The sequence below is a fragment of the Polyangium sp. y55x31 genome (genome assembly GCF_029946505.1).
In the GTDB taxonomy this organism is placed as follows: domain Bacteria; phylum Myxococcota_A; class Polyangia; order Polyangiales; family Polyangiaceae; genus Polyangium.
On record NZ_JARZHG010000001.1, the window covers coordinates 215,800 to 240,499 of the forward strand.

The 24,700-nt window shown below is 68.3% G+C and carries 17 protein-coding genes; 9 read left to right on the top strand and 8 right to left on the bottom strand.

Going from position 1 to position 24,700, the window contains the following annotated elements; genetic code table 11:
• Positions 1-43 precede the first annotated feature (43 nt).
• The 3 genes from QHF84_RS00550 to QHF84_RS00560 are packed head-to-tail and all read left to right on the top strand — an operon-like array spanning position 44 to position 7,849.
• Entirely contained in the window at positions 44-3,946 is a 3,903-nt protein-coding gene (locus QHF84_RS00550; protein ID WP_281311137.1) for a serine/threonine-protein kinase, read from the top strand.
• A complete protein-coding gene (locus QHF84_RS00555) occupies positions 3,943-5,562 on the top strand; it encodes an SIR2 family protein (RefSeq protein ID WP_281311138.1) in 1,620 nt (539 codons plus the stop codon). Before QHF84_RS00550 ends, QHF84_RS00555 begins: the two co-directional genes overlap by 4 nt.
• A gap of 13 nt (positions 5,563-5,575) precedes the next feature.
• Entirely contained in the window at positions 5,576-7,849 is a 2,274-nt protein-coding gene (locus tag QHF84_RS00560) for a patatin-like phospholipase family protein (RefSeq protein WP_281311139.1), read from the top strand.
• A gap of 61 nt (positions 7,850-7,910) precedes the next feature.
• Here the strand turns inward: QHF84_RS00560 and cysS are convergent, their stop codons facing one another.
• The 6 genes from cysS to QHF84_RS00590 all read right to left on the bottom strand — a co-directional run bounded on the left by cysS (position 7,911) and on the right by QHF84_RS00590 (position 13,562).
• On the bottom strand, positions 7,911-9,353 hold the full coding sequence (cysS, locus tag QHF84_RS00565; protein WP_281311140.1) for a cysteine--tRNA ligase: 1,443 nt from the start codon (positions 9,351-9,353) through the stop codon (positions 7,911-7,913).
• A 324-nt stretch (positions 9,354-9,677) separates the two neighbouring features.
• Complete coding sequence (locus QHF84_RS00570) at positions 9,678-11,057, bottom strand: cytochrome P450 (RefSeq protein WP_281311141.1); 1,380 nt, start codon at positions 11,055-11,057, stop codon at positions 9,678-9,680.
• A gap of 42 nt (positions 11,058-11,099) precedes the next feature.
• Positions 11,100-11,933 carry a nucleotide-binding enzyme gene (locus QHF84_RS00575; RefSeq protein ID WP_281311142.1) on the bottom strand — a complete coding sequence of 278 codons (834 nt, stop codon included), beginning with the start codon at positions 11,931-11,933 and terminating at the stop codon, positions 11,100-11,102.
• On the bottom strand, positions 11,930-12,289 hold the full coding sequence (locus QHF84_RS00580; protein WP_281311143.1) for a sigma-70 family RNA polymerase sigma factor: 360 nt from the start codon (positions 12,287-12,289) through the stop codon (positions 11,930-11,932). The genes QHF84_RS00575 and QHF84_RS00580 overlap by 4 nt, the downstream gene beginning before the upstream one ends.
• Complete coding sequence (locus tag QHF84_RS00585; RefSeq protein ID WP_281311144.1) at positions 12,264-12,797, bottom strand: HD domain-containing protein; 534 nt, start codon at positions 12,795-12,797, stop codon at positions 12,264-12,266. The genes QHF84_RS00580 and QHF84_RS00585 overlap by 26 nt, the downstream gene beginning before the upstream one ends.
• A 9-nt stretch (positions 12,798-12,806) precedes the next feature.
• On the bottom strand, positions 12,807-13,562 hold the full coding sequence (locus tag QHF84_RS00590; RefSeq protein WP_281311145.1) for a glutathione S-transferase family protein: 756 nt from the start codon (positions 13,560-13,562) through the stop codon (positions 12,807-12,809).
• Between the two features lie 137 nt (positions 13,563-13,699).
• On the opposite strand from QHF84_RS00590, the gene QHF84_RS00595 reads away from it, so the two are divergent.
• The 4 genes from QHF84_RS00595 (at position 13,700) to QHF84_RS00610 (ending at position 17,081) form a co-directional block, all read left to right on the top strand.
• The gene (locus QHF84_RS00595; RefSeq protein WP_281311146.1) at positions 13,700-14,215 is read left to right on the top strand and encodes a hypothetical protein; all 516 of its coding nucleotides are present in this window, start codon (positions 13,700-13,702) and stop codon (positions 14,213-14,215) included.
• A gap of 81 nt (positions 14,216-14,296) precedes the next feature.
• The gene (locus QHF84_RS00600) at positions 14,297-14,776 is read left to right on the top strand and encodes a DUF1579 domain-containing protein (RefSeq protein WP_281311147.1); all 480 of its coding nucleotides are present in this window, start codon (positions 14,297-14,299) and stop codon (positions 14,774-14,776) included.
• Between the two features lie 70 nt (positions 14,777-14,846).
• Complete coding sequence (locus tag QHF84_RS00605; RefSeq protein ID WP_281311148.1) at positions 14,847-16,217, top strand: hypothetical protein; 1,371 nt, start codon at positions 14,847-14,849, stop codon at positions 16,215-16,217.
• A 9-nt stretch (positions 16,218-16,226) separates the two neighbouring features.
• Entirely contained in the window at positions 16,227-17,081 is an 855-nt protein-coding gene (locus QHF84_RS00610; RefSeq protein WP_281311149.1) for a hypothetical protein, read from the top strand.
• A gap of 3 nt (positions 17,082-17,084) precedes the next feature.
• Here QHF84_RS00610 and QHF84_RS00615 read toward each other — a convergent pair whose 3' ends face one another.
• Positions 17,085-18,701 carry a hypothetical protein gene (locus QHF84_RS00615; RefSeq protein ID WP_281311150.1) on the bottom strand — a complete coding sequence of 539 codons (1,617 nt, stop codon included), beginning with the start codon at positions 18,699-18,701 and terminating at the stop codon, positions 17,085-17,087.
• A 222-nt stretch (positions 18,702-18,923) separates the two neighbouring features.
• Here QHF84_RS00615 and QHF84_RS00620 point away from each other — a divergent pair, with 222 nt between their 5' ends.
• Positions 18,924-19,418, top strand: coding sequence for a hypothetical protein (locus QHF84_RS00620; RefSeq protein WP_281311151.1), 495 nt, complete (start codon positions 18,924-18,926; stop codon positions 19,416-19,418).
• Between the two features lie 358 nt (positions 19,419-19,776).
• On the opposite strand, the gene QHF84_RS00625 is transcribed toward QHF84_RS00620, so the two are convergent.
• Positions 19,777-23,088 (bottom strand): serine/threonine-protein kinase, encoded by a 3,312-nt coding sequence (locus QHF84_RS00625; RefSeq protein ID WP_281311152.1) that lies wholly within the window; start codon positions 23,086-23,088, stop codon positions 19,777-19,779.
• 129 nt (positions 23,089-23,217) lie between these two features.
• On the opposite strand from QHF84_RS00625, the gene QHF84_RS00630 reads away from it, so the two are divergent.
• Positions 23,218-24,684 (top strand): ATPase domain-containing protein, encoded by a 1,467-nt coding sequence (locus QHF84_RS00630; protein WP_281311153.1) that lies wholly within the window; start codon positions 23,218-23,220, stop codon positions 24,682-24,684.
• The last annotated feature ends 16 nt before the right edge of the window (positions 24,685-24,700 follow it).

A 24,700-nucleotide genomic window follows, 5' to 3' on the forward strand; every position in this document is an offset into this window, starting at 1 on the left:
CAGTCGCCTGCGTGGCGCGTAGGCACGCTGGGAGGGTACCAGTATGCGTGTCCTGTCGGCGGGCGACGTGGTCGCCGGACGGTTCGAGGTCGTGTGCCTCGTCGCGCGGGGCGGAATGGGCACCGTCTATCGGGCGATCGACCATTCGGAGGGAACGACGGTGGCGCTCAAGCTGATCGCGCTGCCGACAGGCGACAAGAACACGCCGTCGCGCTTCGAGCGCGAGGCGGCGATGCTCGCGCGGGTGAAGCATCCGCGCATCGTGCGGTACGTGGCGCGCGGGCTCCTCGACGCCGGGCACGGGTATCTCGCGATGCAATGGCTCGACGGCGAAGATCTGCGCAGCGTCCTGCAGCGAGGGCCCCTCGCGGCGGCCGACGCGCTCGCCGTGCTCGCGTGCGCGGCCGAGGCGCTCGCGGCGGTGCACGCCGAGGGGATCGTGCACCGCGACGTGAAGCCCGCGAATCTGTTTCTGCGCGGCGGGACCAGCGCGGACGTGGTGCTGCTCGATTTCGGCATCGCGCGGCCGCTCCAGGCCGCGAAGCGGCTCACGGCGGCGGGCACGCTCGTGGGAACGCCGCACTACATGGCGCCGGAGCAGCTCGTCGACGGCGGGAGAATCGGGCCCGCGACGGACGTGTTTTCCCTCGGATGTATCTTTTACGAATGCCTCACGGGGCGGCCCGCGTTCGACGCGGCGCACGTCGCGGGCGTGCTCGCGCGCATTCTTTACGACGATCCCGCCTCGGTGCGCGCCACGCGCCCCGCCATCCCGCGAGAATGGGAGGACCTCCTCGTTCGAATGCTCAGCCGAGACGCCGAGCGGCGTCCGAGGGACGGCGCGGCGCTGCAAAACCTCGTCTCCGCGCTGCCCGCGGTCACGGCGGAGGAACACCTGCCCCTCTCGCTCCACGGCCCCGCGGCGCCCCTGGAGTCCGGCGAGCAGACGCTCGTGACGCTCGTGCTCGCCACGTTCGGCCCTCCGGAAGGCGGCGATCCGGCCGAGGCTCCGGCGATGGAGACGGGCCGCATGGAGGCGGCGCGGAGGGCGCTGCCGCTCATGGGGTTTTCCGTGGAGGAGCTCGCGGAGAGCTCGATCCTCGCATCCGTCGCGTCGCCCGGAATGGTCACGGACCAGGCGCGGATCGCCGCGCGCGGGGCGCTTTATTTGCGCGAGCTCTGGCCCGACGCGCGGCTCGGGGTGGTGACGGGCCGCGCGTTGATGGGGCGAACGACACGCACGGGCGAGGCCGCCTTTCGCGCAATGAAGCTGCTCGAAGATCGCAGCCACGAGGCGCAGGAGGGCGTCTGGCTCGACACGGTCACGGCCGCGCTGCTCGATTCACGTTTCGTCACCCAGAACAAGACGAACGGGACGCTCTTGCTCGCCGAGCGCCCGGACGAGGGCACCGGGCGATTGCTGCTCGGCAAACCGACGCCGTGCGTGGGGCGCGAGGTCGAGCTGATGGAACTCGAAGGCCTGCTCGGACGGGCGATCGAGGACGGCGAGCCACAAGGCGTGCTCTTGCTCGGGCCCCCGGGGACGGGAAAATCGCGGCTCTTCGGCGAGCTTGCGCGCCGGATTCGCGCGACGCACCCCGAGACGTTGCTCCTCGTGGGCCACGGCGATCCGCTGACGGCGGGCTCGCCGTACGGGGTCTTGCGGGACGCATTGCGCAGGTACGCGGGGCTCGATTCGATCGAGGATCCCGAGAGCGCGCGCAACGGGGTGCTCGAGCGGCTCTGCGAGCACGTGGACACGAAAAATCGGCGGCGCGTGGGCGAGTTCCTCGGCGAGCTCTGCGGCGTCCCCTTCCCTGCCGAGGCGAGCCCGCCGCTGCTCGCCGCGCGAAACGACGCGCAGGTGATGGAGGAGCAGATCGGCCAAGCGTTCTCCGAATGGATGGCGTCCGCGTGCGCGGCGCGGCCCGTGACCCTGGTCCTCGAGGATCTGCACTGGGGCGACGCGCTGACGGTGAAGCTCGTGCGGAGCCTGCTGCGCAGCGCGGGCGTGATGCCCTTGTTCGTGTTTTGCCTGGGCCGACCCGAGACGCGCGAGCTGTTCCCGCACATGGCCTCCTCGCGGATGCACGAAATGTCCTTGCGACCGCTCGGCCGACGGGCGATCGAGCGGCTCGTCAAGAGCGTGCTCGGCGATTCCATCGCCCCCGAGACGGTGGAGCGCATCGAAAAACTCTCCGAGGGCAATGCGTTGTTCCTGGAGGAGCTCATCCGGGCCGCGGCGGAAGGCAAGATGAGCGAGGCGCCGGAGACGGTCGTGGCCATGCTCCAGGCGCGTTTGTCGAAAGCGTCGTCGCCGGAGCGGCGGCTTCTGCGCGCGGCGAGCGTCGTGGGCGAGACGTTCTGGGTGGGCGCGGTCCGGCGGATCGTCGCGGCGTGGGGAGCGCGCGACGACGTGGACGGGTGGCTCGAGCGACTCGTGGAGGAAGAGCTCGCCACGCGGCACAAGGAGAGCCGATTTCCCCGGGAGATCCAGATGGGATTCCGGCACGCGCTCGTGAAGGACGCAGCGTATGGGCTCTTGACGGAAGCGGATCTAAAAAGCGCGCATCTCGCGGCGGGAGCATGGCTCGAAAGCGCGGGCGAGACCGATGCGATGGCGCTCGCGGGGCACGCGGAGGAAGGCGGAGATCTCGCGCGGGCGGCACGGTTTTATGCGAATGCGGCGGCGGAGTCGCTCGGGCGGAACGACCTCCGGGAAGCGGCGCAACGCGCGGGAAAGGGGCTCGGCTGCGGGGCGGAGGGCCTGCTCCGCGGCGAGCTCTGCGCGATCGTCGCCCTGGCGAGATACGGCCTCGGGGTTTGGCCGGAGTCCACCGCGCCGGGGCTCGAAGCGCTCGCCACGCTTCCCAAAGGGAGCTACTGGTGGTGCCGGACGGCGGAGCGGATGATCCACGCATTGCCGCAGGTGGGGGACATCGATTCCTTTTTGAAGCTCGCGGAAGAGGTTTGTCAGGTGGATCCTCCGCCCGAGGCGCTCCCCGCGTTCGCCTGTGCAATCGGCAACTTGCACTACATCGCCACCGGACTCGCTCCGGTCACGTTCGCCGAGGTGCGACGAAAAACCCTCGCGCGCCTCACACAGCTCCCGGCGCTCGACGAACCCCGGGCGCGCGGCCTCACGCTCATGTGGCAGGCGCACGCCGCGATGTACGTGGAGCCCCACCTCACGCGGAACCTCGCGCTCGCGCGCCGCGGCGTGGAGGTGCTCGCCGAGGGGAAGGTCTTCCACGAGCTCTCCATGGGGCACGTCCTCGTCGGCATCGCGGCGCGGGAAATGGGCGATCTCGACACGGCCGAGGCGTCCACGCGCGAAGCGCTCTCCATCGCGGAGCGCATCCAGGACAGGTACCAGACGGCGAACGCGGCGTTTTACGTGAGCGAGACGTTGCTCGAATGGAACGACCCGTCGCGCCTGGAAGAGATCGAGTCCCTCGCGCGGAGGGCGCTCGATGCCCACGTGGGGGCGTTCTACGAAGGTGCCAGCGTTCGTGTCCTCGCGGAAATCGCGCTCTCTCGTGGGCAGGCGTCGATCGCCGAGGCGCACGCGCGGCGGGCCGTCACCGCCGTGACGGAGGCGGGCGCGGAAGGCATGCTCGTGTACTGGTGCGTCGCCACGCACGTGCGCACGCTCCTCGCCTGCGGTCGCGTGGGTGAGGCCCTCGCGATCGTGGAGGAGCGGCTGCCGTCGTTCCTCGCGCTCGACGGGGCCGGCTATTTCGACGTCCCCTTCCGCCTCGCCGTCGCCGAGACGTTCTTCGCAGCCGGAGATCCCGCGGCCGGCAGGGACGCCCTCGGCGAAGCGCTGCGCCAGATCGAGCTTCGCGCGGGACACATCCACGACGCCACGAGCCGCTCGCGTTACCTCGCCAAGAAGGATAACATTCGTGCCTTCGCGCTCGCCCGCGCGTGGAGACGAAAATGAGCGGTCACCTCTTCATCGTGCACGGCGATCTCACGCTGCTCTCTTGCGACGCGTGGCTCGTGCCCTGCGATATCGACGCGATGCCCTCGCGGAGCTGGACACGCTCGTTCAGCCATATCCAGGGTCGATCCTTGCGCTGGGCCGAGCCGACGGAGGCGTGGCGGCGTGGAGAGCAGCGCGTGCTGAAGGTGGTCGAATGGGAAGATCACCTGCCGCGGCCGTGGGTCGGCAACGTCGCGGCCGTCCCGAGCACGGAGGTCTCCTGGTTCGTCGCGGGCGCAGAGGAGTTCATCGAGCGGGTGACGGACGACCTGCGGGCGCAGGGAGCGCCCCCTCGCAATGGGCGGGCCAAGCATCTGCTCGCGCTGCCCGTCATCGGCACGCGATACGGCGGAAAGCGCCACTGGACCGGGGACGTCGTGCGCGCGCTCGTCCCTGCCCTGGAGCGGCTGGCCATGACGAAAGACGTGGACATCGCGCTCGTGAGCAACGACGAGCTCACGTATGCGTCCGCGCAGGCGCAACGCGGGACGGATCCCGCGGCCTGGCCCGAGCTCGACGAACACTTGTGGCGGACCGGGGAGAGTCTCGCGCACATCGCCGCAAACGGTGATCTCGTGCTCTTCATCGGCGCCGGCGTGAGCAAGAATGCCGGCCTGCCGGATTGGGGAGGTTTGCTCCGGGATCTCGCTCGGGATGCCGGGATGAACGACGCGGAGCTCGGCGCCTTGAGAGAGCTAGGCGCGCTCGATCAGGCTCGCGCCATCGAGCTCCGCATGGAGACGACCCTGCGGCCGCAGCCGAGCAAGCGCATCCTCGGGGAGAGAATCGCGGATGCATTTGCCCGCGTCCACGGGTATGCCCTGTCGCATGCGCTGCTCGCCGCGCTACCGTCGCGGGAAGTGATCACGACGAACTACGATACGCTGTTCGAACGCGCCTCGGCGGCGGCCGGGATGACGGTCTCGGTGCTGCCCCACGAGCCCCAATCCGGGGCTTCGCGGTGGGTGCTCAAGATGCACGGGTGCGTCACGGATCCCGACAACATCGTCCTGACGCGTGAGGATTACATGCGATACGATCTCCGCCGGCAAGCGCTCGCGGGGATCGTGCAGGCGCTGCTCCTGATGCGTCACATGCTCTTCATTGGTTTCTCCTTGCGTGACGACAATTTTCACCGGATCGCGGATGCCGTCCGGCGCGCGCGTGTGCCCGCGAAGGCGGACGCGAGCTCGCCGGTCGGTCGGTTCGGCACGGCGCTCTCGCTGTTCTGGTCGCCCCTCGAGCAAAGCCTCTGGGGCAATGATCTCGACTGGGTGAACATGCAATCGACGCCGCCCCCGGCCGGACGCAGCGAGGAGAGCGACAAGGCGTGGGCCGACGCGGCGCGGCGGCTGGAGCTCTTCCTCGATAGCCTGCTCGCCAGGACGGGGACGACCGCGTACCTCTTGCACCCACGCTTCGAGGGCGCGCTCAGTGATCCGGAGCGCGGGCTCGCCGACAAGCTGCAGCGATTCCTCGACGAGGTCGATCGGGACCCGAGCGTGAAATCGGCGCCGGCGTGGAAACACCTGGAGGCGCTCTTGCACCGGCTCGGGTGGCCAAGGACGCCCTGACGAGGAAGGATTCATGACGGAAGCCTTCTGCAAGCTCATCGCCGCGCCGCCGTGGGTGATCCAGGTCGTCTTCGACTTTTCGAGGCACCTGCTCCTCTTCGGGGCCCTGGTCGTGGTCCTCGGGATGCTCTTTTACGATCTCGGTCGATCGTTTGGCTTGCCATACCTGTTCCGCGGACAGACCCGCAAGGCCCAGTTCGCGATCGGGCTCTCCATGGCGCTGCTCGCGAGCGAGCTCTTTTACGTGAGCTTTCTGATCTCGCCCGAAGAGCTGCATCGTTGTCGCGGGTACGGCATTCCCCTCGACGTCCTGAATTACCTCGGCGCGCTCTGGGGCGTGCTGGCGACGGTCATCGTCGCTTCCCTCGTTTCCCGCTTGTTCCGCAAGACGGACGAGAGCCTTCCGCGCGATTCCAAGCCGATCCTCGAACGCCTCGGGACCACCGCGTACACGCTGCTGGGCGCGGAGATCGGGATCGTCCTCACGCTGGGTTTCATTTTCGGCGGGACGAACGGCGCGATCCTGGCGCGTGTCCAGAGCTTCGGCGAGCACATCCGTCCGTGCATCCACGGCATCGGAAATTGCCTCTCGGCGGACTGGAAAGCGGACGCCCCCCGGGAGATGCTGCACGAGCACGTGTACGCGGCGGCGTTTTTCGCGCTCCTGGCCGTGATGTACATCGTGGCGAGTTGCTTCCGGGCGAGGAAGATCCCCGCGGCCGCGGGGCTCTGCGTCCTCCTCGCGCTGCTCGGCGCGATCGATGGTTTTTTCGTGTACTGGCTCGAGAAGTGGCATTCCTTGCTGCTGATCGGCGGGGCCATCCTGGCCTTCTACGTGCTCGGCCGGAATCGATATGCGGCCAGGTTCACCGATTTGAAAGATGCCTATCCGGCCATCGAGCAGGAGCCCTGTGCGCACGGGTGCAAGGCGGCCGGGCATGTGCACCTCGCGGACTACGAGGCGGCCGGAGTGAACGGCCCAGGCCTTTTGCCACGGGCCATGGACGAGTTCCGCTGGACGGACGAGAAAGGCCGGAAGCGGCCCCTCGTGCTGGTTTGCACGAGCGGCGGCGGGATCCGCGCGGCGGTCTGGACCGCGGCCGTCCTCCGCGAGCTCGAAACACAGCTCGATGAACGGGAGCGTCGAGCGTTTCCCTATCACGTCCGGATGATCAGCGGCGCCTCCGGCGGAATGGTGGGCGCGTCGTACTGGGTGGCGACCCTCGAAAGCCCGACGAGCACGGAAGGTTCGTCCGAGTATCACAAAGAGGAGGCACCGGGAAAAACCACCCCGGACGCCAAGGGATCGGACTGGCTCGTCGCCAACGTGGCCAAGGAGTGCCTGTCACGCGTGGCCGCGTCGCTCGTGTTCAGCGACGTGCCCGCGCGCATCCGGGAGTGGGCGAAGCGCTCGACGGGCCGGGAGCTCCACGATCGGGGCACGGCGCTCGAACATGCGTTCGTGGAGAACATGCCGTCCCTCGGCACGAAGCTCTCCGTGCTCGGGCCCGGCGAAATGGCCGGGTGGCGCCCCTCGCTCGTGTGGAGCCCGATGCTCGTCGAGGACGGGAAACGTTTGCTCATCTCGAATCTCTGCCTCGACGCGCTCCTCGTCCAGCACGGGCCGGCGATCGGAAAGGAGGGCCAGCGGGTCGTGTATGCGCGATCCGGGTACGAGCTCGCTCGGCTTTTTCCGGTGCAATCGAGGGATACGCTGCGCCTCGCGACGGCGGCCCGCATGAGCGCGTCCTTTCCGTTCGTGTCCCCTGCCGCGGCACTGCCGACCGTGCCCCGCAGGCGCGTCGTGGACGCCGGCTACTGGGACAACTATGGCGTGAACCTCGCCTGCGGTTGGCTCGACGAAATGCTCCGGACGGGCTGGATCGAAGAGAACGTGAGCGGCATCCTGCTCGTGCAGATCCGCGACGGCGTGGAGCGGCCGGAGCCCGCGGGCGACCATTTCGGCGACCGGATCGCGCGGGCCCTCGAAGGCGTGACGTCTCCCATTTCGGCGGTGCTCTCCGCGCGCGAGAGCGTGATGCGCTTCCGCAACGACGAGCAGGTGGAGGCCATCGCGCGGCGGTTCCACCTCGACAAACGGTTCGGCGGGAGCTTCTTCCAGCAGGTGACGTTCGAGTTTCCAGGCGACGCGGCCCTGAGCTGGTACTTGACGCCCGAGGAGCGAAAGAGCCTCGAAGACGCGGCGAACACGACCGTCGGCGCAAGGGCCGACGCGCTCCGGGCGTGGTGGGACGAGCGCCGGGCCGCCGCGTCGCGGGCGGCCTGATGCCGCGCTTCATTGCGCGCGCGTTCGTAGCCGAGTACGCATGTACGGTCGCCTCACGTGATCACGCAGATAGGGACCATCGTACCCCGTCGGGCCCATCCTCGATTTCGATACCCGCCGCAGCGAGCCCCGCGCGCAGCGCATCCGCCCGGGCATAATCACGCCCGGCGCGGTGCCGTGCCCGCTCCGCGAGGAGCAATGCGATCACCCGATCGAAGCGCTCGGCATCCGGCGCGTCGCGCTCCTCCGGCAGGAGCCCGAGCACGCCCTCGCCGAGCGACGACACGAGCTCGAGCGCGTGGAGGATGGTTCCCTGCGGCACGGGCCCCGCGAGCGCGGCCTGGAGATCACGGGCCAGCACGAAGAGCGTCGCGAGAGCGGCGGGCGTGTCGAAATCGTCGTCCATGGCCGCTTCGAAGGCACCACGCGCCGCGGTGAGACGCGCTTCGAGCGCCTCGGCATGGCCGGGCGGCCCTCCGCCCGCGCGCCGCGCAAGTTCGCGACGGAGATCCCGCAAGCGACGGAGGCCCGAGGTCGCCGCCTGCAGCGTCTCCGCCGACACCTCGGCCGTCGCCCGGTAATGGCTCTGCACGAAGAGAAACCGCAGGAGCAGCGGATCGTGCTTCGCGTAAAAGTCCGCGAGCGTGGTGAAATTGCCCTTCGATCGGGACATCTTCTCTCCGTTCACGGTCAGCATGTTCCCGTGCATCCAGAGCCGCGCGAAACGCCGGCCCGCGCCCTCGGCCTGGGCGATCTCGGCCTCGTGGTGCGGGAACTGCAAATCGAGCCCGCCCGCGTGGATGTCGAAGCCCTCGCCGAGGTATTGCAAGCTCATCGCCGAGCATTCGAGGTGCCAGCCTGGAAACCCCTCTCCCCAGGGCGATTTCCAGCGCTGCACGTGGGACGGGTCGGCCTTCTTCCACAACGCGAAATCACGCGGATCCGACTTGCTCCCGCGCACGAGATCCCGCGTCCCGATGGCGAGCTCGTCGATCACCCGCCGCGAAAGCTTTCCATAGCCGGGAAACGCCGCGACCCGGAAGTACACCGACCCGTCCGCCACGTACGCGAGGCCGCGCGCGAGGAGCTCCTCCACGAGCTCGATCTGCTGCGGGATGTGGCCACTCGCGCGTGGCGTGACGTCGGGCCTTCGCACGTTGAGCCGGCCCATCTCGTCGAAGTATTTCCAGAAATACCGATCGGCGATCTCCATGGGCTCCACGCGTTCGAGTGCGGCGCGTTCGGCGATACGATCGCGACCTTCGTCGAGCGCATCCTCGGTGATATGACCGACATCGGTGACGTTCGACACGAATCGCACGTGGTGCCCGCGGTATTCGAGCCACCGCCGGACGACGTCGAATGCGACGGCGGTCTTCGCGTTGCCGAGGTGCGCGTCGCCGTAGACGGTGGGGCCGCACAGGTACATGCCGACGTGCTGCTGCGCGTCCGGAAAAGCCACTTGTGTCTGTCGCGAGAGCGTATCGAAAATCTGGATCGCCATGGGACATCCTCCTCTGGTCATCGACGTACGAAACCAAAGCGGCAGCGCCCCGCGCGCGCAATGACGCCGAAATGGCCCGCATGAAAAACGCCATTTCGGCGCGCGAGCCCTCGGCGGCTTGCCCTCGTGCGGCGCTCCCGCGGCCACGAGGGCGCAGAGGCGCGCCGGATCCACGGGCGGACGTCCGCCCAGCGCGGCGGCGCGCGCGTGCCTCTCGTGGGCCTATCTTTCAGGAACGCTTTTCAGCGACGACAACAGCGGCCATCGCAACGGAGCGCGAGGGCCGTCAGAGGGTACGTACGCCGAGAGCTTCGCATGAGGACTCTACCTTATCGCAGAAACGCGGGCGAGGCAAGCCCCGCCTGCCCGGGGCCGCCGTTGCACCCGGCGCCCTTCCAGCATCATCGGCACGCGGCCCTGCGGCCCCATCGTGATTCCCCGTTGCACATGCTCCATCGGGGCCGTGCTCGCGAGCCGGAGCTGATATTCCCGCAGGACAATGGCGAGCACGACCTTCATTTCCAGCATCGCCAGCGTCGCTCCCAGGCAGCGGCGGGATCCTCCGCCGAACGGGATGAACTCGAACGGGGAAAATTCCCGCTCCAGGAATCGCGTGGGGCGAAACCGCTCGGGCTCGGGATAAAGATCCTCGCGCACGTGCACGAGGAGCGGGGATGGGATGAGCGCCTCGCCCGGGGGAATGATGTAATCGAGGAGGGCAAACGGCTTTCGAGGCACGCGCCCGACGTTGACCACGGGCGGTACGATGCGCAGCGTCTCCAGGCAGACGGCCTCCAGGTAGGGCAAACCGAGGAGTTTGTCCAGCGAGGCGTCGGGCCCGAGGGCGTCGAGCTCGGCGAGCACCCGCGCGAGCGTGTCGGGCTCGCGGTGAAGCCAATAAAAGGCCCAGGCCAGGGTGACGGCCGTGGTCTCGTGCCCCGCGAAGAGCAAAGCGCGGAGCTGATCGAGGACTTCCTGCTCGCTGAGCCCCTCGCCGCCCTCATACCGCGCCTTCAGCATGAGCCCGAGCACGTCGGACCGGTCTTCGACCGAGGCGCGCAAGGCGCGGATCTCCTCGATCAAGAGGGCGTCGAGCGCCGCCCTGGCCCGGAGCATGCGCGCCCAGGGGCCGAATCCGCCGAGGGGGCGTCGGATCGCCGGCATGACGAGAATGAGCGGATTCATGGCGTGAATGAGATCAAGCACGGCCGCGCGGACGAAGCGGATCCGCGCCTCGCCGTTCACGCCAAACACCACCCGGATGACCACGTCGAGCGCGATGGCTTGCGTGGTCTCCAGCATCGAGAACGGCTGACACGGCATCCACTGCGATGCGGCCTCCCGCGCGACCTCGGCCACGACGGCCGCGTACGATTTCGCGGCGGCAGGCGCGAACGGAGCCCCGAGTAGCTTGCGATCCCGGCGATGGCGCGGCCCGGTCGACACCACGACCGAGGTCCGCCCGAAGATGGGCTCCGTCACGTCGACCCCGAACGGCTCGAACGTCTCGGGATCGGCCGTATAAATGGCGCGGATCGCCGCGGGGTTTCCAAGGAACGTGATCGGCCCGTTCAAGGTGCCGACGCGGAACGGATCCCCGTGCTCCGCGGCGAGGCGGCGAATGACGGAGGCCGGGGACCCGAAGCTCGAACGGAGCGTGTCGATCAGGCCGAGGTGCTCGGGTCCGGGCGGGAGCGTATTCATGCAATCCCTCCCGCCGAGCCATAACCGGGCCCCGACGCCGTGTCAATCGGAGTACGCTTCGAAACCAGGGAGCGGATCGTAATCCTCGTCCGGTTCGTCGTCCTCGCCTTCGGGCCACGCAACCTCCGCGGGCTCCTCGGCGAGCAGCCCATCAAAAGGGCCCGGCAGCGGCGCGTCCTCGTCCTCTTCCTCAGCGAGGATCTCGTCGAGATCGGCGATGGTCCCGTCGGCCTCGTATTGCGCCCACGCCTCGGGGTGCGCCTCGCGGAGGAGCGCTTCGAGCGCCGGCACCTTCACCCGCTGAATGGGCTGCCCGTCGGTGCTGCTGCGGGGTCGAAACCGCAATTCGCGCCTCTCGTAGACCGTGAGCTCCACCGGGAAGACGTCCGCCACGTGATGGTGCACGTATTCGCGAATCTGGCCGAATTTGAAGATGCTCACCCGCTCCCGCTCGGAGGTCCACCCGAGGCCGGCGAGGTGGCGCTCGAACGTGTCCTCGTCGTCGGTGAAGACCTGGATGTCGATGTCGCTGCCGCGCCGGATGTGCCCCGTGCTGACCGATCCGATGAGGCGCGGCTCGAACGGGCCGAGGGCGCGCATCACGCGGAGAGCGACGACACGCATGGCGAAGAGCCGGCGCGTGCGCCGTTCGCCCTCGGCGAGCTCGGCCATGGCGAGCAGGGCGTCGCGAATTTCGCCGTTCGAGGGCAAGTCCTGCGGCCTATACCGCAGGTTTTTCCCTCCCGCACGGCCGAGCAGGCGCCTTCCGGCCATCCGTTTGGCCGTGAAGTATTGCTTGACGCCTTCCTCGTACATGAGGCGCGCGGCTTCCGCGGCGATCCTGCCGCGGAGCCCTCCGGTTCGTTCGCTGCTCATGATGGCAAAACGAGCGGCGCGAGGGCATCGCGGAGCTTGCGGAGCGCGCCGCCGACGGTGCGGCCGCCGCGCCCGGCGCCATAGATGCGTTTTTGCACGACCTGCTGCGTGACGCCGAGGCGGCGCGCGATCTCGCCCTGGGACAGGCCTTCGAAAAAATACGCCTCGACGACCTCGCGCTGTTTGTCCGTCAAGACCGTTGCGACGGCGTCGCGCACGGCGTCGTGGAGGCGAAAGCGCGCCTCGGAGACCTCGTCGTCGTGGTAGAGGTGGCGCGACGCATCGATGTGATCGAGGTCCGCGACGAGGCGGGCGCGGTGCCTCTTGCCGTCAGAACAGCTCCTTTCGTGGGTCATGGATGGGGGCGGGCTCGCCGCCGGGGTCGAGGAGGGAAAGGTCTGCGCCTTCGAGGAGAATCGAGAGCGCGTCTTCGGGTGACATCACGGTGGCGTGAGGAGAGCGACCGAGGACGTCCCAGCGGCGCAGGCGCTGGAGGTCGGCGAGCGCGGTCGTCCCGCGCAGGCGGCGCTTGGTGGGCCCAGGGTCGTGCAAAAGGTCGAGGTGGTGGCGCACGAGCCAGACGATGCGGGGCGAGACGAGGCCGTCGAGCAGATCGGCGCCCAGCGCGTCGTGGTCAGGCGAGGATATCGCCTTTCCCACGTCGTGCAAGAGCGCCGCGGCCCAGAGCGCGCGGTCGGAAGACGCGGCGCGCGCGAGATCGAAGACCTGGAGGGAATGGTAAAGGGCGCAGCCCTCGGGGTGATACGCAGGGTTCTGGCGTATTCCGTCGAGGGCGAGCAGCAGGGGGAGGATCTCGTCGTACATCACCGGGGCGCGGCGCAGGTGATCACGCCGCTCACCCACGGGGCACGGTCACACCCACCGGCGATGGTTTTCGTAGACCTCGTCGCGCCACTTGACGAGCCGCTCGTACCGCTGCGCGAGGTCCGGGTTGCTCCAGCCCGCGCGGCCGCCGGGTCCCGTGGGCATGAACTTCTTGTCGACCGGGCTCACGACCTGGAGCACGAGCGCCATCGCGATGTCCGCATACGAAAACGTGTCGCCGAGCAGATACTTCTGTCCGTCGGCGAGCGCCTCGTCGAGCGCCTCGAGCCCCTGCTCGGCCACGGCGCGGTGCGTCTCTGCGCCCTCGCGCATTCGATACTTCGCGACGAAGAGCTGCATCGCGCCGCGGCCGATCGGCATGAGCAGCGGCACGAGGGCCTTCGGGGTGGTGCGCGGCAAGGCTGCCTTTGCGAAGGTCGGATCGTCGACGAGCTTGAGCATCATCATCGCCCGGAGCGCCGCGAGCGTCGTCTCGCTGCGGCGGTTCCAGGCCTCGATCTCGGCCTCACGACCCGCGGGGAAGAGCTTCGGCCCCGCGCCGACGGCGTCCGCGTGGCGGGCGATGTCGTACGAATCGGTGAGGAGGACGCCGCGATCGTCGAGGATCGGGACGGTGACGCGCCCCGTCGGCTTGCGCAGGAGCACGCGGAGCCGGAGCTCGCCCGCGAGGGGGTAGTGCTCGACTTTCTCGTACGAGATGCGGTGATGGTCGAGCGCCCAGCGGGCCTTCTCGGACCAGGGGGAGAAGGAGATGCCGTAGAGCCGGGTCTTTTGGTTCTGCATTGGAACCCAAGCATCCTACAGGTCGGGCGGGACGTCGAGCGAACGAATTGCGCGCGCGGCAAAACGACGCAGGTCGATGCCTGGTACGAACCGAGATGGCATTGACAACCCCCCTTCCCCTCTTGTTTCTTTCTCCCATGCACCCTACCCCGGTCCCCACGAGCGAAGGCGCGTTCGTCCTCACGGGGCTCACGTCCCGCGGGGGACTTTCGAACTGGGTCTTTTTCTTTTTCCCCACGGAGATCGTGCAGTGTGACCTCGGCATCCTGCCCGCCGTGAAGGCAGGCGCCGAAGCGGGGATCCGCGCCAATCTCGACGTCATCGGCGAGATCGGCGATACGACGTATGGACCTCGGCGGCCGAAGGGTGGAACGGCGGAGGCGTGGTGCGACGCGCTCGTGGGCAAAGCAAAACGTGTCGAGCGGCTCCCTCGCGAGCGCGTTCGCGAGATACGCCTGCACCTCACGGCCATGGCGCACGAGCTCTACGTCGCAACGGACGAGGGCAAACCACAGATGTTCAGCCTGATGAACCGGAACGAGGCCGAGGAGGTCCGAGGCTTGCTCCAGGCTCGGTTCGGGGAGCGGTTCGTCTTGACGAAGTCTGGTGTGTTCGCGTTCTTCGAGCGGCACGCGCCGTCCCTGATGAAATGAGCGGCGGGCCACGCATTTCCTGGTTGACGGCGGGTGCGCCTCATGGTTTGACCACGAACCATCTTTCCCAGGGAGGTAGGAATGAAGGTCGAACCGACGAAAGAGCATCTCTGGCTGCAGAAGCTCGTGGGCGAGTGGACGTACGAGCACGACGCGGAGATGGAGCCGGGCAAGTTCCACAAGTTCACCGGCACCGAGGTCGTGCGCCCGATGGGCGACCTCTGGGTGCTGTGCGAGGCGCGCGGCGAGATACCCGGCGGATCCATGTCCCACATGATGTGGACGTTCGGCTACGACACGAACCAGAAGGCGTTCGTCGGGACGTTCATCGCCTCGATAATGCCATACATGTGGGTTTATCGCGGCTCGCTGGACGCCGAGGCGAAGGTGCTGACGCTCGACACCGAAGGCCCGGATTTCTCCGACATGAGCAAGGTGTCCAAATACAAGGACATCATCGAGATCAAGAGCGCCGACGAGCGCGTCCTCCGGTCTGTGATGCAGGGCCAGGACGGGAAGTGGACCGAGATCATGCAGCAGAACTATCGGCGGACGAAGTGAGCCCGAGGGACGATTGCGCGATCGTCCCTTACCTCGACCCACGTGCTCTGGTATCGTCCGGCGAGCCGTGATGTCCCGTGTTTCGCATGTCGGAGTTCTCGGGCTGATCTGGCTGCACCTCGCAGCGTGCAAGCCCCAAGGAACGGGGCACGACGAGCAGGCCGCCGCGACGAGTTCCGCGGCCTCGACGGCCAGCGCCGCCGCGCCTTCGCCGAGCGTCGCATCGTCCGCGCCGTCCACGGCCGGGACCGCGGAGGGCACGGCGGCTCCGTATTTGCCACCGCCCGAGCCTACTGTCGCCGAAGCGCCGCCCGAAGCGCCACGCAAGACGATCGGCACGTTCGACGACTGGGTGAAGGCGTACCAGGGGCTCGGGGCGCCCGAGGTCCACAAGAAGCCGCCGCGGCTCGGGCTCGTCAAGGACCTCGGCCTCTCGTCCGGGCGCCTCACGTTCACACGCTCGGGGGATCTGTTCACGTACGATTTCGCGAAGGGCGCGGAGACGCAGATCACGCAGAAGGCGCAGCGCAACGTGGCGCCCGTGTTCCTCGGGGACGGGCGTCGGATTGCGTTTCTCAGCAACCGCGACGGGATGGCCTGGCGCGTGTTTTTGATGAATGCGGATGGCACGGATCCGCGGCCGGTCAGCCGCAAATTCGCCGGCGCATACGGGTATCAGCCGTCGTTCGCGATCACGTCGGACGGCAGCCGCGTCGCCTACATCGCGAAGAGCGCGTCGCCCGACGGGCCGTCGGAGGAGCTGCACCTCGTCGACGTGGCGAGCGGCGAGGATCATCGCGTGGGCGAGCCGGATTATTTCAATCATCCCGCGTTCTCGCCGAAGGGTGATACACTCTACGTCGTCGCGGGAGGGTTCGAGGCGGAGCACCTTGCCTCCGTGGACGTCGCGACGCGGAAGCTCCGGCATTTACCGGACGCTGGCAACCACATGTTCAGCGGCGCCCAGTGGCTCGGCGATCGATTGTTGTTCTCGGCGAGCCCGGCGGGCTCGTACTGCTGCCGGAGCAGCAGGCTTTACACGACGATGCCGGATGGCAGCGGTATTCGCGGGTTCGGTTCGTTCTGGGCGCCGGGTTCGGTGAACCTGGGGGTGTCTCCCAAAGGAACCAAGGTCGCCGCCGCGTGGTCCGTACGCGAGGGCGGGTTCGGCGCCGATTATCGAAACGAGATCTCCGTGCTCGACGCGCGCGGCGTCGACGAGCGCATGCTCACGGTCGCCTTCCCACGGCCGTTTTACAGCGCGTTCGAGCCCACCTGGGCGCCCGACGACCACCACCTCGCCTTCACGCTCTCGTTATGCCCGTACGTGGGCTGCGAGCCGACAATCCGGAGCGTCGTCGTCGTCGATACGCGGGACACGAAGGCCGTCCCCGCGTTCATCGCGTATGGCGGCAGCGCCTCGTGGAGCCCCGTTCCCTGAGGCACGCGCATGGCCGGCGAGACGCTCACCTTCCCGCGCATTTACATCCTCCGCGCCTCGGAAGCACCACGCGCGCTCGTCTTCGTCACGCATCGCCAGAAGTGCTGGTCGCTCCACCTCTGGGACCTCGACACCCACCACGTCGAGCCCGGGGCCATGTTCTTCGGGACGCTCTACCCGCGGCGATGCGCGCTCTCGCCGGACGGACGGTATCTGCTTTATTTCGCGATGAAAGCGCCGGGCGATCCCGATTGGCCCTGGCAATTCAGCGGCCTTTCACGCGCCCCTTGGCTCACCTGCCTGCTCGCCTGGCGCGAGGCGGGGACCTGGACGCGCGGCATGTGGTTTCCCTCCCCCGCCTCGGGTCGGCCGGACATCCCCGCGCGCCATGACTTGCACCACGGCGCCGACGTGGCGGATCGGTGCCCGTGGAACATCGAGAACATTCATCCGACCCAGCTCGCGGCCGAGCGGCGGATCGGGTTTGTCGAAGCCGACGATTCCGCGCCGCGAGATCCACACGACATCTGGGACCAGCATCGCCAGGCGGTGCTCCAGAAGCGGCGCCCGGGCGGCGGGCGCGAGGTGCTGCGTGTCGTGCAGGGGGGCTTCGACCAGGGCGAGGGGCGGGTCGAGCGGTATCGCAACCATTATGGTCTCGTCGGGAAGGACGGGCGGGAGATCCCGCTCTCGAACCACGTGTGGCTCGATTGGCTCGATCGAGACCACCTCTACGGCGCGTCCCTGGACGGGCGGCTCGTGGTGTGTGCGCTGCGCGGAGGCGAGCTCGTCGAGACGTGGTCGCACGCATTCGAGCGAATGCCCCGGCGGAAGCCCGCGCCGGCGTGGGCGCGAGACTTCTGATCGTCAATCCCAGCGGTCGAGCCTGTACACGACGCGCATGCCGCCCTTCGAGGTCACGCGGAAGTCGAGGTTCCAGGTCGAGCCCTTCACGAGGCTGATCCCGCAAGCCTCGGCCGTGTCCTTGCCCTCGACGACCGCGTTTTGCGCATACGCCTCCATCGTCGAGCGAATCTCGTGGTATTCGCTCCGTAGATACCCCGGGAAAAACCCGGCGCCCTGCTTGTAGTCCCGATCTCGCGCGTCCTTCAAGATGAAGATCACGCCGACGCCGTGGTGCGTGAGGACCTTCTTCGGGTTCCACATCCACGGCTGCAAGGCGATCGCCGTCACCGGATGGTAGACGTCGGGCTTCAAATTCCAGCGCGCAGGCGGCGAGCCCCCCGCGTACACGTACGAGCTGACCCGATTGCGCCGATCCTCGAAGTCCCATTGCAAGATCGGAGGCGCGTCGGCGTGCTTGGCCGTGACCATCCCGATGTACGACTGGTTCGACTTCGGGACGAAAAACTCGATGCTCTCCGCCTCGGGAAGGACGGTTCGCTGAAACTTCTCCCACGTCATGGTGACGGGCGGGACGTCGACGTCGACGGCAATCTTCGCGGCGGACTTCAGGTGATCGAAGACCCCGGCCTTTTGCTCCTTGGGCTTGGCGTTTTTGGGGACCCACAAGGTCTCGATATCGCCGAGCCGGGCGAAGCGCCGCTCCATCGCTCCGGCACTCTTCAGCGCTTCGACGATTTTTTCGGCACGCGCGAGGTTGCCGGCCGTCGGCGCCGCCTGCGGGCGCTGGTACTGGAGCGGGTGCATCTTCGCGGCGAACCGACTCTTGACCTCCGCGAACGGCATGCCCGCCGCGAGATCTTCGAGCAAGGTGCCGATCATGCTGCTGCGCACATGGCAGAAGCCGGCCGGCGCACGAGCGACCGCGAGCCAGGTGAGGTTGTCCCGCGCGCGGGAATTTTTCGTGGCGGCGCGCGTCTCGTGCAGCTCGAGCAGCCATTTCGCCACGCCGAGGACGGCCTCCGATCGATAAAGCGACTCGGTGGAGAGCAGCGAGTGCGCCTGCTTGACGATGTCGATCGGGAACGCCTCGAGCCCACGGAGGAGCGTCTCGTGATCATGGCGCTTCTCCGCCATGATCTGAGGGTTCGTCTTGATCACGGTGGGCTTGTGGAGAAGGTCCTTCGAAGGCGTGACCGCGATGTGCTCCCAATCGCCCGTCCGCGGCGTGCCCCATACCTTCTCGTCCGAGAGGAAAACCCCGTCGATCGGCGCCTCGGCCACGACCTTCGCGAGCGCCCGGATCGCGCTCTTGTAGGGCTCGGGCGCAGTCTCGGGATCCCAGAGCGCAGGGCGCGCCTTGCCATCGGAACCGACGATCACGAGGCCGCCGTACCGATTCACGAAGTGCCTGCAAACAGAGCAGTTGTTGACCTGCCGCAGCTCGATCGGGACAGCGTCGAGGAAGACCTGGTAAAGCGCCGACGTGCGCGTGGTGAACAAACTCGGTTTGTCTTTGGTGACCTTTCCGAAGCGCGCGCGGACCGAGGCGAGCAGTTCGTCGTAGTGGTCGTCGATCGGAGGCATCTGCGCCGTCGGCGGAGAAGGAAGATCAGGCATGGTCGCGCCCCCGATGACACCGCGGCGCCCCGCCAATTGCAAGAGGCGAGCGCGAGGCACGCTCGAAAGCGGCCGGCCGGTTGACGCTCCCCAAAAGGCCGCCTACCGTCATCGTTCATGCGGTGGCCGCTCCTCTTTGCGCTCTTCCTCCTCGGCTGTGGGCCCTCTCCCGCCGCCTCCGGCGCCGAATCCTACGCAGGCTCGATGCCCGCCTCAGGGCGCGTGATGCTGCACGGCGTGACCGTAGCCCCCTGCAAACTCGGCGGCGAAGTCTGGGACGGCGTAGGACAAATCGAGCCGAGCCAGATCGATCTCCTCGGCAATCTCCTGCGCGGGCGCGTACCCTACGTGGAGATCGCCAAGGCCCTCGCCGCACCCGCAAACGAGGCACTCGACAAACCCGACGTGAAAGGTCGCGCAAAGATCGTCGGCCCCATCGAAAGCGCGCCCGTGCGGCTCACCGGCCAGTCCGATAGCTTCACCCCACAATTCCAAGGACCGCCGACATTCGAAAACGTAGCCTTCGACGGGACCACACGGCTCGCCATCGAGCTACTCGACGACGACATGGTCAGCGACGACCCGATCGGCTCCTTCCAACTCGGCCCCGACGAAATGCTAGAAGCATTCCGCGCCGGAAACGTGCATCAAGTCCGCGTCGATTCACAAACGAACGGGCAAGTGCTGTTCACCGCGATTTCCGTCCTGGCCGACTGAACGCGCGGGGCGTCGCCCCGCACCCCAGCGGGGGCTGTCCGCCCCCTGCACCCCGGACCAGCGCAAGCGCTGGACTCGAGGTCGATGAACTGCGCGATGCGCAGTTCATCGAACAGCCGGTGGCAAGACCGGCGACGACCCCGCCAGCCAAGGCAGCAGCGCTGGTGTCTCAACCGGCAACGTCTCGCTGCGTGCGACGACCCTCACGGTCTTGCCACCGGCCTGTGGGAAGAACTGCGCATCGCGCAGTTCTTCCCCAAATGGTCCAGCGCCTGCGCTGGTTCGGGTCGAGGGGCGAACAGCCCCCGCGGGGCCCGGGGCAGCGCCCCGGCGCTACGCCGCCGAACACCACACCACCTCAGAGCGCTGCTGCGAACTCGCGACCGAACTCGAGCGGAGACGGGCGTTCGGCCGGATCTCGCGTGGTGGCGGCGCGCAGGAGTTTGGCGATGGCTGTGGGGAAGCCGCGGAGACGTTCGGGGTCGTCGAACGGATCGAGCCGCATGTGCGCGAGGATGCGGTCGCGGCCTGTCAGCTCGTCGAAGAATGAGCGGCCTGTGGTCACGTTGTAAAGGGTGCCGGCGAGTGCGTAGACGTCGGAGCGTGGGTCGAGCTCCACGGGGTCCAGCACCTGCTCGGGTGCGATGTAGCCGGGCGTGCCTGCCACGAAACGGCCTCCGACTTCGGGTGGGACGCGGATGGCCCGCACCATGCCGAAATCGATGACCACGGTCGAGAGTGGGGGCACGCGCCCGGGATCGCGGTGTTTGTCTGGGTCGAAGCGCTCTCCGCCGGCGAGTGGTAGACGGAGCCACAGGTTTGCTGGCTTGATGTCGCGATGCACGAGACCTGCGCCGTGCAGCGCTGCGAGCCCGGCGCATGCGTCGAGCACGACTTGCCGCAGCTCGAAGAGCGTCATCAGGCGTGCTGCGGCGTATTGCTTGAGGTCTGCGCCGATGAGGTATTCGAGCACGAGGAACGGCGCGCCCTCCGAGACGCCGCGATCGATGATGTTCGCGACGTTCGGGTGATACAGGCCGGCGAGTGCGTTTGCTTCCTCGACGAAGGATGCGAGGATGCCGGCGCGCTCGGTCTCGTTTGCGCTGGCGAGTGCGTCGGCTTTGGGGATCTTGAGCACGAAGAGACGATCGGCTCCGGGCTTTCGCACGAGCCAAACCGAGCCGATTCCGCCTTCGCCGAGGGGCTTGACGAGCTCGTAGCCCTCGATGAGCTTGGGCTCTTTTTTCTTTGTGGTCGGCGGTGGCGGCGGCGTCCTTCGGATGGCGCCGCGCACGGCGCCTTCGAGGAGCGCGGAGGCGACGGGGCCGAGCGAGGCGAACCACACGTCGAGCATGCCGAGCTCTCGCGCGCGGATGGCGCGGGCGACGAGCGCGGCCACGCGGGGTGCGTTTTGGGTCGTGCGCGGCGGCAGCGTGTCTTCGTCGTCCTCGTTCGCGGTGTGCAGCGCCTTGACGGGATCTGCGAGTGCGGCCTGCAAGCGATCGCCTGCGAGGACGAGCTTGATGCAGCGGATCTCGAGGTCGGGCTTGGGGCCGGCGGCCTCGTTGAAGTCTTCGAGCGCCATCGCGAGCTTCGTGAGTGCGCAGGAGAGCTCGGTGTCCTCGGCGTGCAGCGCGACGAGCGCCTCCTCGGCCTGGAATGGCCAGCCTGCGTCGGTCTCGGCCGACGACACGGCCGTGCGCAGCGCCTCGGCTTGCTCGCAGCAGCGCGCGAGCGCGCTCGGGGCCATCATCGGCAGCGAGGTCGCGAGCTGACGCAGCATCGCGGGCCGATCGATGACGAGCGCCCACCATGCGGCGAATGGACCGAGCCAGCGGACGTCGTCGACCTCGCCGAGCGCCGTCCCGCGCGTCGTGTCCACGAGCCGCCAGAGCAGCGCCGAGAGCGCGTTTTTCAGGGCGGGCGGGAACTCTCGCGAGCCGCTGCCGAGGCCTTCCAGCTTGCGCAGCCAGAGGCACGTGTCGTGCGCGGTCGGCCCGCGGCCCGGGCCGAGCTCGTCGTCCTCGCCGCATGCGTCGAGCGCGTATCCGCCGAGACGGACGGCCGCGACCTCGAGTGCGAGATCCTCGTGCACGTCCGTCTTCTCGCCGCGCCGCCGCTCTGCGACGAGGTCGAGGATCTCCGCGGGCGAGCGGGCCAGGGTCTTCCACGTCTCCTCGAGCTCGGGCTCGTCCACGGGCACGCCCGCGGGCCGCGTTGCGAGCAGCGGCCGCCAGAGGCGCACCGCGAAGGCCCGCGCCGAGGATTCGAGCGCGTTCAGCGCGGCCGCCCTCTGCCGCAGACGGCCCCACCCGAGCGCGATGCGGCGCGCTTCGTGAAACGTCGGCGCGAGCGACGAGGCGAACCGCGCGGCGCGGGCGTCCGCTTCCTCGTCGTCGTACTGCGCGGCGAGGCGCATCAGGTTTTCCAGACCGAGCTCGAGGTCGAGCGGATCCCGCTCGGCCCGATCGATCACGTCCGTCACCGCGATGACCTCGATCCACCGGCGCGTCTCGTCGATCGACGCGGCGCGCACGTATCGCGCCTTCTCGCGGAGCGCGCGGAGCGTCGCCTCGATCTCGGGCTCCTCCACGCCGCGACGGAAGAGCGTGGCGAGACCACGCGCGAGAGCGCGCGCGGCGATCGCGCCTCCGTCGCCTTCGAGCACCCGCCGGGCGAGCCGATCCCAGAGCGTCTTGCGCTCGAAAAACAGGTACGGCGTCGCTGCGGCGACCGCGGCGAGGACCCAGGCCTCCTCCTCGCGCGAGTCGAGGATGGCCACGAGCTGGCTCGCGAGGAACGCCAGCCGATCGGCCGGGAGCGAGGCGAATGCGGTCGTCGCGCGCTGCCGAAGGACCACCGACTCGCCGAAGACCCAGTCGAGCAGCGTGCCCTGAAGCTCTTCCATCACGCCCGTGAGGCGCCCGAGCGCGCGCGCCGCGTGCACCCAGACGAGCGGCTCGGGGTGCAGGAGCAAGGGCTGCAGCACCTGGAGCGTGCGTCCGATGAGCTCGGGATCGGCCATCCGGGGCATGCCACGCACGCTGATCTCGAGACATCGCGCGGCGAGGACACGTCCACGGAGCGCGCCGTGCGCAGGCTCGCGGATCATGAGCTCGAACGTCGTGGGTGATCCCCAGAGCCACGGCCCGAGCTCGGGGACCTCCAGCGCGCTCGCCCCGGCCTCCCAGATCAGGATCTCCAGCCGCGCGCGCGCCTCGACGTTCGCCGCCGACGCGAGCGCCTCTCCATCGCCGAGCAGCGGCGCGCACGAGAGCGCGTCGAGCAGCGGCCCTTCGACGACACGCGCGCGTGCGGCCTCGACGATCCGATCGCGGCCGATCGTCTCGGCGAGCGCCACGAGGATCGGGGCCATGCGTACGTCGCGCCGGAACGCACTCGCGGCACAGAACGAGAGCAGGACCTCGCCCGCGGGCTCGCCGTAGAGCGCGGCGAGCGCGGCGATCTCCTCGGCCGAACGTGCGAGCTCCGGAAGCTCGCGCCGGAGGAGCTGCGCGGCGGCGCGCGCGTCCTGGGGCAACGCGCGTCGATCGGCCTCGCTCTCGCCGCCTGCGCGGAAGTGCGCGCGCACCGACTCCTCGAGCTCGGGGTTCGTCGCGTGCAGGCGCGTCAGGGTCGAGAGCGCGATCTGGATGTCTTCGGAGAGCATCAGCGGCCCGGAGAATACTGCCTCGCCGCGTTCCGTTCAAAATACCCACGGCTTGGCAGGGTCGAACTTTGATGGCAAACCTTTGCCTCTCCGATGATCGAGCCGAAAAGAACCATCTACGCAACCCGGATGAGCACGGGGGTCGCCGGCCTCGATACGGTCGTCCTCGGCGGGCTCTTCCAGGGACACATCTATCTGGTCATGGGGCGGCCGGGCGCGGGCAAGACGATCCTGGGCAACCAGATCTGCTTCCACCACGCGTCGAAAGGCGGCCGGACGCTCTACGTCACGCTCCTGTCCGAGGCGCACGAGGCGCTGCTCGCGCAGATGCACGGGATGCAGTTCTTCGATCCGACGCTCATCGGCACGGGGATCGTGTACCTCAACGGCTACGCGGCGCTGCGCGACGGCGGGCTCGACGCCCTGCTCAAGATGCTGCGCGACGCGATCCGCTCCCAGGGCGCCTCGCTGCTCGTCATCGACGGCATGGTCATGGCCGAGCTCGCCGCGCTCCCGAACGTCACCGCCTACAAGCGATTCATCCAGGACTTGCAGGCGTGGATCGGGCTCATGGGCGTCACGGTCGTGCTCCTGACGAGCTCGGATCCCGACAACGGCGTCCGCGCCGAGCACACGATGGTCGACGGAATCGTGGAGCTGCGCAGCCGGACGGCCGGGGCCCGATCGCTGCGGGAGCTCCACGTGACGAAGCTCCGCGGCTCGAGCTTCCTCGAGGGTTGTCACACCTATCTCATCTCCAGCGAGGGCCTCGTCGTGTATCCGCGGTTCGAGGCGCTTTTCGGATCACGCCGCACCGGAGCCCAGTCCGAGCAGCGCATCACGATCGGAATCGAGGCGCTCGACGAGCTGCTCGGCGGCGGGGTCTTCGAGGGCTCGACGACGCTCCTCCTCGGCCCCACCGGATCGGGAAAGACCGTGCTCGGCATGCATTTCCTGAACGCCGGTGTGCGCGCGGGCGAACCTGCGCTCTGTTTCGGTTTTTTCGAGAATCCGGCCGCGATCCGCTCAAAAATGGCGCGCTTCGGGATGACCACGGCGGGGACCCGCGGCCCCGGGCTGCTCGTCGAATGGCAGCCGTCGGCGGAGCTCGTGCTGGACGCGCTCGGGCACCGGCTCCTCGAGCTCGTGCGGACCCACGGCATACGCCGCCTCTTCATCGACGGCCTCGCGGGGCTCCGGCGCGCGACGCTGAATCCGGATCGCGTGCCCTCGTTTTTTTCGGTCCTCGTGGAGGAGCTCGCTGCGCTCGGCGTCACCACGCTCCTCACGGACGAGACGCAGGACATCTTCAGCGGCGACATTGCCATCCCGACCCAGGCCGCCTCGGCGTTTTGCCACAACATCCTGACGCTGCGCCAGGTGCAGGTGGAGGCGCAGATCCTGAGGCTGCTCGCGCTCACGAAGACACGTGACAGCGCCCATGCGCGCGGGCTCTACGAATTCGAGGTATCGGCGACCGGTATCGAGATCGGTCCGTCGTTCGAGCTCACGCAGGGCGCCGCGAAGGGCGTCCCGGCGCGCGGGACGAAGTTGCCAGAGGTCCCACGATCCCGGAAGGAAACCAAGCGCAAGTGACGCCGGGCGGAGCCGC